This is a genomic window from Pedobacter sp. Leaf132 (genome assembly GCF_920984695.1).
Classification (GTDB): Bacteria; Bacteroidota; Bacteroidia; order Sphingobacteriales; family Sphingobacteriaceae; genus Pedobacter.
In genome coordinates this window covers 431,208-439,615 of sequence record NZ_CAKLBO010000003.1, presented here as the reverse complement: position 1 = coordinate 439,615, position 8,408 = coordinate 431,208, and the positions used below count along the sequence as shown (strand labels likewise).

Annotated in this window: 3 protein-coding genes; all 3 read right to left on the bottom strand. The window is 39.0% G+C overall.

What is annotated here, in order from left to right:
• Positions 1-2,121 precede the first annotated feature (2,121 nt).
• Entirely contained in the window at positions 2,122-3,120 is a 999-nt protein-coding gene (locus tag LUA86_RS09170; protein ID WP_231460320.1) for an SDR family NAD(P)-dependent oxidoreductase, read from the bottom strand.
• A gap of 395 nt (positions 3,121-3,515) precedes the next feature.
• A complete protein-coding gene (locus LUA86_RS09165) occupies positions 3,516-5,036 on the bottom strand; it encodes a RagB/SusD family nutrient uptake outer membrane protein (RefSeq protein WP_231460319.1) in 1,521 nt (506 codons plus the stop codon).
• Positions 5,037-5,047: 11 nt separating this feature from the next.
• On the bottom strand, positions 5,048-8,251 hold the full coding sequence (locus tag LUA86_RS09160; RefSeq protein ID WP_231460318.1) for a TonB-dependent receptor: 3,204 nt from the start codon (positions 8,249-8,251) through the stop codon (positions 5,048-5,050).
• Positions 8,252-8,408 lie beyond the last annotated feature (157 nt).

Sequence of the window (8,408 nt, the reverse complement as noted above, 5' to 3'; positions counted from 1 at the left end):
GAGTTTGAAAAAACGATGAGGAACAGCAAAAAAGCCGCATAAATTGCATCCAGAGGAATCTAAATAAATGCATCTCAAAAAAAAATATCTGACGAAACAAAATCTCTAGTGTACTATTGCAATTCCAAAGCCCCTTTTTGGGGAGATCAGTTTGGATTATTAAATAACAGATTTTGTCTGACAGAAAGAAGGTATCCATCTCCTACTATTATTGCTCTTTGAATTGTAAGTTTACATACAGAAAGTACGGCAAAGACGGAAAAAGGTCACACTAAAGAAACCCAATAACATATCTATTGTATATAAAATATATTTCATATACATTTACTGCATAAACCAATTCATTTGACCCCATATCGCCAATTCTCTAAAATGCAGACAAGCAAAACTTTATAGCAAATTTATTTGTGGTGAGATGGGGTCAGCGTACTCTGGTTTATCCACTGCTGGAAGCAATCTTATAAAAAAAATGACACTATATCAGTTATAGATTGACATCCGTTTTCTAGTGCATCAGAAGATGAAAGTATTTATCCCCTACTATATATCTTTCTTTTAGCTGAAAGTGTAATCGCACCGGTTACTGGAGAGAAAAATTTGTCTCACAAAACGAAGGTATCCCTACTTCATTATACATTTTTTTCAGCTGTTGTCTTTATCTAGAAGACGGCAAATAAAAAAAGATTTACAAATAGATGGTTGGGGTTAGTTGTAAAAAGATTAATCCAATAATGATAGTAAGAAAAAGGCACCATAATTTCGATAATAGTACCCCTTATCTGAATTAGCGGCCCTATTTAAGAGCGCATAAACCGGAGACGGTTGTTCATTGTGAAAAATCCTTTAGCAAAAGGTTTTTTTTTAATTATAGCAGTTTTAATGAGCTTAACATTATCCACATCAAAGGCAAATCCAGTAACGTAACCCTGGTAAAGTAAGTTTCCGCTGCTACTCATGTGTCCGCGAACTTTGACCGGAATATATGGTGTAATAGGGATATTTACAGATATGAATGGAAATAACAATGTATTTGACGCCTAGTCACCAATTTTCAAATACGCAGACAATCAGGAAATCAATATGAATCTATTCCTGTTAATACCGGGTCATCTACTTCGGTATATCCACTTGTGGGCTATTTAGATCATTTATCAAATACTTCATCATAAGCAAATACCGGTAAACATTGCAGTTGTTTTTCATGTATTTCGTTGGTAAGAAAATTGTGATTCTAGCTTAGGTGATGATTAATGTGCTGTACTTTTGTTTTTTTAAATCTGAAGCGAAGGCAGTGAAACTATATAGGAAATAAGATAATCATCCTTTCTAAAATTTCGATACTGAACAATTAATCAAGCTTCTCAGGTGAATTAAAAATTGATTTTAGAAGTTAAAATATTTATACACTGAATTTCTAAATGAGACTATATTTTATTTTACTACACATAATTTTAATTTAATTCGAAAAAAAATATTGATATATTTACAGCGTAGATAACTAGCTCTACAACGTTTGAGAGCGTTAATTTAGATTTAAGCAGGTGTATGGATTTATACCTGTTTTTTTTTGCACTATTTTTATTACCAAAATATCATTTGCTGATAGTTAATTAAGCTATTTTTGTAACGGCTATCTGGAATATACTGATGGCTAGTTTAGGTTAACCCTCTACCTTTGATTAATCTGTTTTTTAAAAGCACCTACCCCCTGGGTAAGTGCTTTTATTGAAATGTTATTATTCGAATTAAAATAAATAGAACGGTAAACTGCTGAAGACCTGCTTCAGGAAGTCTTTATAAAATTAGAAAGCTAAGACGAAAAATATTCTTAAAATTGATGCAATATTAAATTATCAACAGATAAGAAATTAGTGCCTATGACTTTCATGTAAATCTGGATTGGAAGAAAGCTCCCAAATCCGATTTTGGTTCTTGAGAATGTTAATTAGTGCCCATACGGCGCAGCTTACTCCGGCTTTTATCTTAATAGAACGGCTTTGCCTGACAGATAAAACCTATATGGCCAATATGTTTGAAAAGACCAGTCAGTGCTTTTATATTGTGCATTGCCCAAGAACTTTATTAAAACACAAAGTTACCATCAATTTCAGGCAAACGTTATTACAACTTCAAATATCCAGATTTTCCTCTTGATAATAAAATGAGTCCAAAGCCTAAAACCAACCCAACACCAGCCGCCATTTTTGCTTTTTTTGATGGAACCGGAACGAGTGTTTCCCCATAAATCTGGTGTGGAGCAGCAGATGGACCTAATACGTTTCCGCTCGTGGGTGCCCCATCTTTAATTTCCATCAAAAGCCGCATGCCTGAAGAAGCGGTATTAACCAATATTTTGGGTAAGATACCGTGTAGAGTCTTTAATGCCAATGATGAAAAGTCGGGAAATTTGTCTTTCTGAGGATGTATCGCTAATTTTAACAGTTGCGCTGCTGTATCTCTTGGATCTGCGGCGAATGGGGGAATTTTAAAGTCCAGGCCAGAATACTTGGCCGAGTGCATATTTCCTGTAGAGCGTTGAATTTGCGGGTAAAGATTACAGATGTGGATGTTTGGCTCATTAGACAGTTCACCCTGCAAACATTCCATCATTCCCTTAATGCCAAACTTTGTTGCAGAATAAACTGCGCTATAGGGAGCAGGCATGAAACCACCGATTGAAACATTGTTAATCAAAACACCATAACCTTGCTGTTTGAATATCGGAAGAATGGCATGGGCACTATTAAGGTATCCGAGTAGGTTAGTTTTAACGACCTGATGGCTTACCTCAATAGGAATTTCTTCGAATCTACCACTGGCCATCACCCCTGCATTATTTACCCAGAAATCAATCCGGCCGCTTACCTTAAGCGCCTCTTCCATTAGCGTTTTAATTTGGGTGATTTCAGAAACATCGGTACCCACACCAATGGCTTTCGTTCCAAGGCTTCTACAATACTCCACTGCCTGATTTAATGCCTCCTGGCCTCTAGAAGCCAGAACAACATTGCAGCCTGCTTTCGCGAAGGCCTCTGCAGTAGCCAGACCTACTCCACTGGAAGCTCCAGTGATGACCACAGTTTTGCCTGTTAGGCTTGGTATTGACCTATTTTTTTCCATATTTTAATTTCCGCTATCGATATTATCAGCAACAGCTAACCTATTACAAATGTTTGCAGCTAATAATCACTGCAAAAAACTGATAAGACAAAAGCATACTCGGTTTGCTCGTTAAATTTATGAAGAACTTTAGTTCTGAAATTTCCAGTAAACAGAAAATAGAACACACCAATAGTCACTTTTTATTAAACCCTGCTAAGGGATAGTATTGAAGCTATAATTTAGCACGTGCCCGAATATTTTATAAGAGTGATGACCTGATCACCTTATGGGAAAGCATCATCAATTTCATAAAAAAATGAGCTGGGTACGTCCCAAGCTTATTTAAATTCAGCTGATGAGTGCAAAAAAAGAACGGACCGGCGTCCGCTCTCACACGCTAAATTAACCAATATCTACTGAGGATTTTGTGTCAAATTATCTAAAATGATTTCCCGTTGAGGAATGGGAAGCAATGTTTTATTAGGCGTTAACAAGTAGGCCCCGATTGGAAACTGGGAAGGCGCCTTTGCAATTTCCCTTTGCCCATGGGCATTCATGATTTCCACTGCTTTTCCTGTTCTAACCAAGTCAAACCAGCGGTGATTTTCGAATGCAAGTTCAACTTTACGTTCCTGGTAAATCGCTTCGCGAAATGCAGACTGTGAACTTACATTTAGCGCGGCTATCGGATTACCTGAAGTTTTAGCGGGAAGTCCTGCTCGAGCTCTTATTGCATTTAATAGATTGAAAGCTTCTCCGCCTGCTACAAAGGCCTGCTCATTAAGGCATTCTGCTATCATCAGCATAACATCTGCAAAACGTATAACTGGAAAGTTAACGTTCGTCTGCCCAGGTTGTACGAAGCCTTGATTATACTTTTTAATGTATGGCACCGCTACATAACCGGCTGTGCCAGTAAACCCCTCAGCCAAAGAAACATCTTTACGCAAGTCACCGTCTTCATAAGAAGCGATCAAATCCGTTGTTGGGGTATTCCATCCGCTACCAAAGCTTAGATTGGTGCCCGGGTCCTGTGTTACCGATGTCCCAGAGTTGAATGGCGCAAACTGGTACATAAAGTTGCTGGAAAGATTGGTACCGGCAGTTGAATAATATTGAATCTCAAAAATTGATTCAGCATTATTTTTGTTGGTGGTTAGATAGATGCTGGCATAGTTAGGCAATAAACTATAACCAGATACCTTCCTTAAAGCTACTAAAGCTTCAGTGAATTTCTTTTGCGTCATGTAGACCTCACCTAACAGTGCATTTGCTGAGCCTTTTGAAACCCTACCTTTTTCTGATGCCGGATAAGCACTCGCTTCTGGCAGGTTGGCCGCAGCATCGTTCAAATCTGCTATAATCTGCGTATAAACCGCATCTGCCGTTGCTCTTCCCTTAGATGGTGCATCTGTTGGAGATTTTGTAACCTCAAGTCTCAATGGTACGCCGCCAAACTGCCTCACTAAATTGAAATAATGAAATGCTCTTAAGAATTTAACTTCTCCGATGGCCTGCGTTTTTGCAGCAGCAGACATGGTGATTCCATCTACATGATCGAGTACGTCATTGCATCTAAAAATAGAGGTGTAAGTGTCCCTCCAAAAATCCTGTATAAGTGTATTGGCAGAATTGGCAAGAAACTGGTCAACCTGTTCCCTATTTTCCTGTCCCCTTTGGGGTGCATTGTATTGAAATGTTGTATTATCAGAACGCATTTCACCAAACAGCCAGAAGCTGAAAGTTCCGAGTCCGCGTAACGAACTATAGGCGCCATTAACACCCTGCTTAAGGTCTGATTCTGTTTTCCAGAAGTTCACATCTGTCAAACTGGATTCTGGCGTTTGATTCAAAAAATCCTTTTTGCATGCAGAGAAAAATGTTGCACCAAAAAGCAAAATAGCAATTGATAAATATCTTGAATGAGTTTTCATATTCTTTCTAATTAAAAGGTCATGTTAATACCTGCGGTGATAATTCTTGGAAGGGGATACGCGGTGAAATCACGTCCTGGTGTGAGGGCTGAAAAACCATCGTTAGTACCTGCTTCAGTATTTGCACCACTGTATTTAGTGAATGTTGCCAGATTCTGAATGCTAGCATACAGCCTAAGGGTTTTTACAAATTTTGATGAAGTGATAAATTTCTGTTTGAAATTATAGCCCAAAGAGATATTTTGAATACGCAAAAAGCTTGCATCTTCTATCCATTGAGAATTGACTTCGCGATAGAGTGTCCTTCCACCGTTTGTGGTTGGCGCAAAACCATTTCCTGGATTCGAGGGTGATCTCCATCTGTCAAGCACCCGGCGATCAACATTGAAAACCCCGTCAGTATTTAGTAAGAATTCATTTCCGGTTTTCATGATCTGGCCACCCTTTGTTCCAACGATTAATATATTTAAGTCGAAATTTTTGTAGGTAAAATTATTGGTGATACCATAGGTAAAATCAGGCTGAGCATTTCCAATAACAGTAAAATCTTTTACTTCTTCGATAATACCATTTCCGTCAATATCTTTATATCGAACAGAACCAACTACAGATGAACCATGCTTAGGCTGACTGGCGAGTTCCGCTGCATTTTGATAAATACCGTCGAACTGAAAACCAAAGAATTGCCCGATTGGTTGACCAACCTCTGTTTTGTGTGTTGAATAACCACCACCGCTTCTTCCGCTGTATATAGGCGCATTGTTATTGCCAGGATTAAGTTCTAAAACAACATTTCGGTTAATGCTAATATTTGCGTTGGTGCTCCAGGTAAATTCTCCAGTCAAGTTTTTTGAAGTCACTCCAATTTCAAAACCCCTGTTTCTAACTTTTCCCAAATTGATTGTTGAGGAAGAGAAACCAGAAGCAGAAGGGAGTTCTGCATTTAAAAGTAAATCACTGGTTATGCGATTATAGAAATCGAAAGTTAAGCCTAATCTGCTTTTAAAAACCGATAAGTCAAAACCTAAATCCAGTTCATCTGCTTTTTCCCAGGTTAGATTTTGATTGGCTATTGAGCCAGAAACTCTACCATTGGCTAATCCGCCACCAAAAGAATAATTTGAGGAACCAATGCTCGCTGCGTACTGATAATTCGGAATGTTAAAATTACCCGTACGTCCATAACTCGCTCTAAATTTTAAGTCACTTAGCCAGGTTGCATTTTTCAAAAACTGCTCTTCAGATGCTCTCCATGCAAACGCCGCTGATGGAAAGGTACCATAACGGTAATTTGAGCCGAATCGTGAAGAACCATCAGATCTGACCGTTGCGGTTAGTAAATATTTATCCTTAAAAGTATAATTTACCCTGGCTAGGTAAGAAATCAATGCCCATTTTTCAATCCCTGCTCCTGCTCCATTTAGCAGAGTAGAAGCGTTTATAGTCTGAATCAAATTATCAGGATAGTTTGCTGCTCCAAAATTAAAACCTTCATACCGTTCTTGCTGTGCGGTATAACCCGCAACTGCACTAATTTTATGGTCGGTACCAAAATCTTTATCATAAGATAAAGTAATTTCCGATAGCCAGTTGGATGTTGTATTCTGAGCGGTACTCGATGAAGGAACAGATGGGTTTGGGTTTACATTACCGGTTTCACCGATAACGAACGATGGACTAAATGTGAATGAACTATTGTTAATATAGTCATAATTGAAACTATATCTAGCTTTAAGTCCATCGATAATTTTATACTCTGCAAATGCAGTAGCCAAACCCCTGAAATATTTTGCTTTTGTACGTGCAAATTCAAGTGTATTTAGTGGATTACCAGCGCCTATCGCACCTGGGGAAGTAATAAAAGTAGTTCTGTTGCCGGCAGCATCCGTAATTGGAACAAGTGGACTAAGCCATAAGGTTCGTGTCAAAATATCACGTTGACCAGATTCAAAACCATTCCTGTTTTGAATACCCCCACTCGGTGCAATACTCAAGCCAAGTTTTATTTTTCTACTAATATCGGATTCGATGTTAAAATTTACTGAATATCTTCTGTAATCTGTATACCTAATCGTACCTTGTTGTTCAAGCCGGCCAATTGAAGCAGAATATCGTGTACTTTCAGAACCCCCGCGAATACTAGCATCAATATTGCTCTGCATTGCTGTTCTTAACACCGCATCATACCAGTCTGTACCCTCTCCATATTGAGACGGATTTCTGAATTCAAACGGAATATCGGCATCTGTCGTTGTTTGTCCGGCTGCAGTGCGCAAATCAGTAATCATTTCTTTTCTAAACTGCGCATATTCCGTACCATTCAACACATCAGGACGACCCTTTTGTGGCACTTGCTGAGCACCAATGTATGCATTGATACTTACCACGGGAGGGCCGTTTTTACCACGTTTTGTGGTAATTACGATGACACCGTTAGAACCTCGTGAGCCATAGATTGCAGTAGAAGATGCATCTTTTAAAACGGTTACCGTTTCAATATCATCCGGACTAATAACATTTAATGGATTATAAACCTGACCACCCGAATTTGATATCGCAAATCCATCAACTACATACAATGGATTATTCCCGGCAGTAATAGAACCTGTTCCTCTTATCTTTACGTTAACACCGCCTCCAGGCGCTCCGGTTGGCGCACTTATCTGCACACCAGCAATCTGCCCAACAAGCTTCTGGTCGATAGAGCTAAACGGCAAATCCTTAACCTGAGCTGAAGAAATGGTGGAAACTGAGCCCGTCAAATCCTTCTTTTGCGTGGTTCCATAGCCCACAACCACAACTTCTGTCAGATTATTTTCAGCATCAGTTAGTTGAATAGCACTAAGGTTTGCTCCAGCTGAAATTTCCTTTTGGGAATATCCCTGGTAGGATATGATTAATACCTCCCCCGCAGTAATTCCCTTAATCGTAAAACGTCCATCGGTGTCGCTGAGTGTTGCTATTTTACCTGATTTAACTCGAATTGTTGCGCCGGGTATTGGCTGACCGTCCTTATCCACAATTCGTCCGGATACATCTATGCGATTTGTTTTAAACCAAGCGCTATGTTCATCCTTTCCGAATACAGGATTAGCAAAGCTCACAGTATTGAGGGCTGCAAGTGAGCAGCTGAGCACAAAGACTGTAGTCTTTGAAGCCCGCCCGGCACTGCTTCTTATAAGCGCATAGGCATTCTTTGTAGTAAATTTTTCCATAGTTTATTTGGTTTGTTAAGTGATTATTTGTTAGTTCAATGGATAATTATTCCGGCTGAAAGACTCCAGCCGGAAAAACATTACTAAACAACTATCCAATACCGCTATTGATAGTATATCTTGGGCGATCTTTACCTGATAGGGAATAGACATAGAA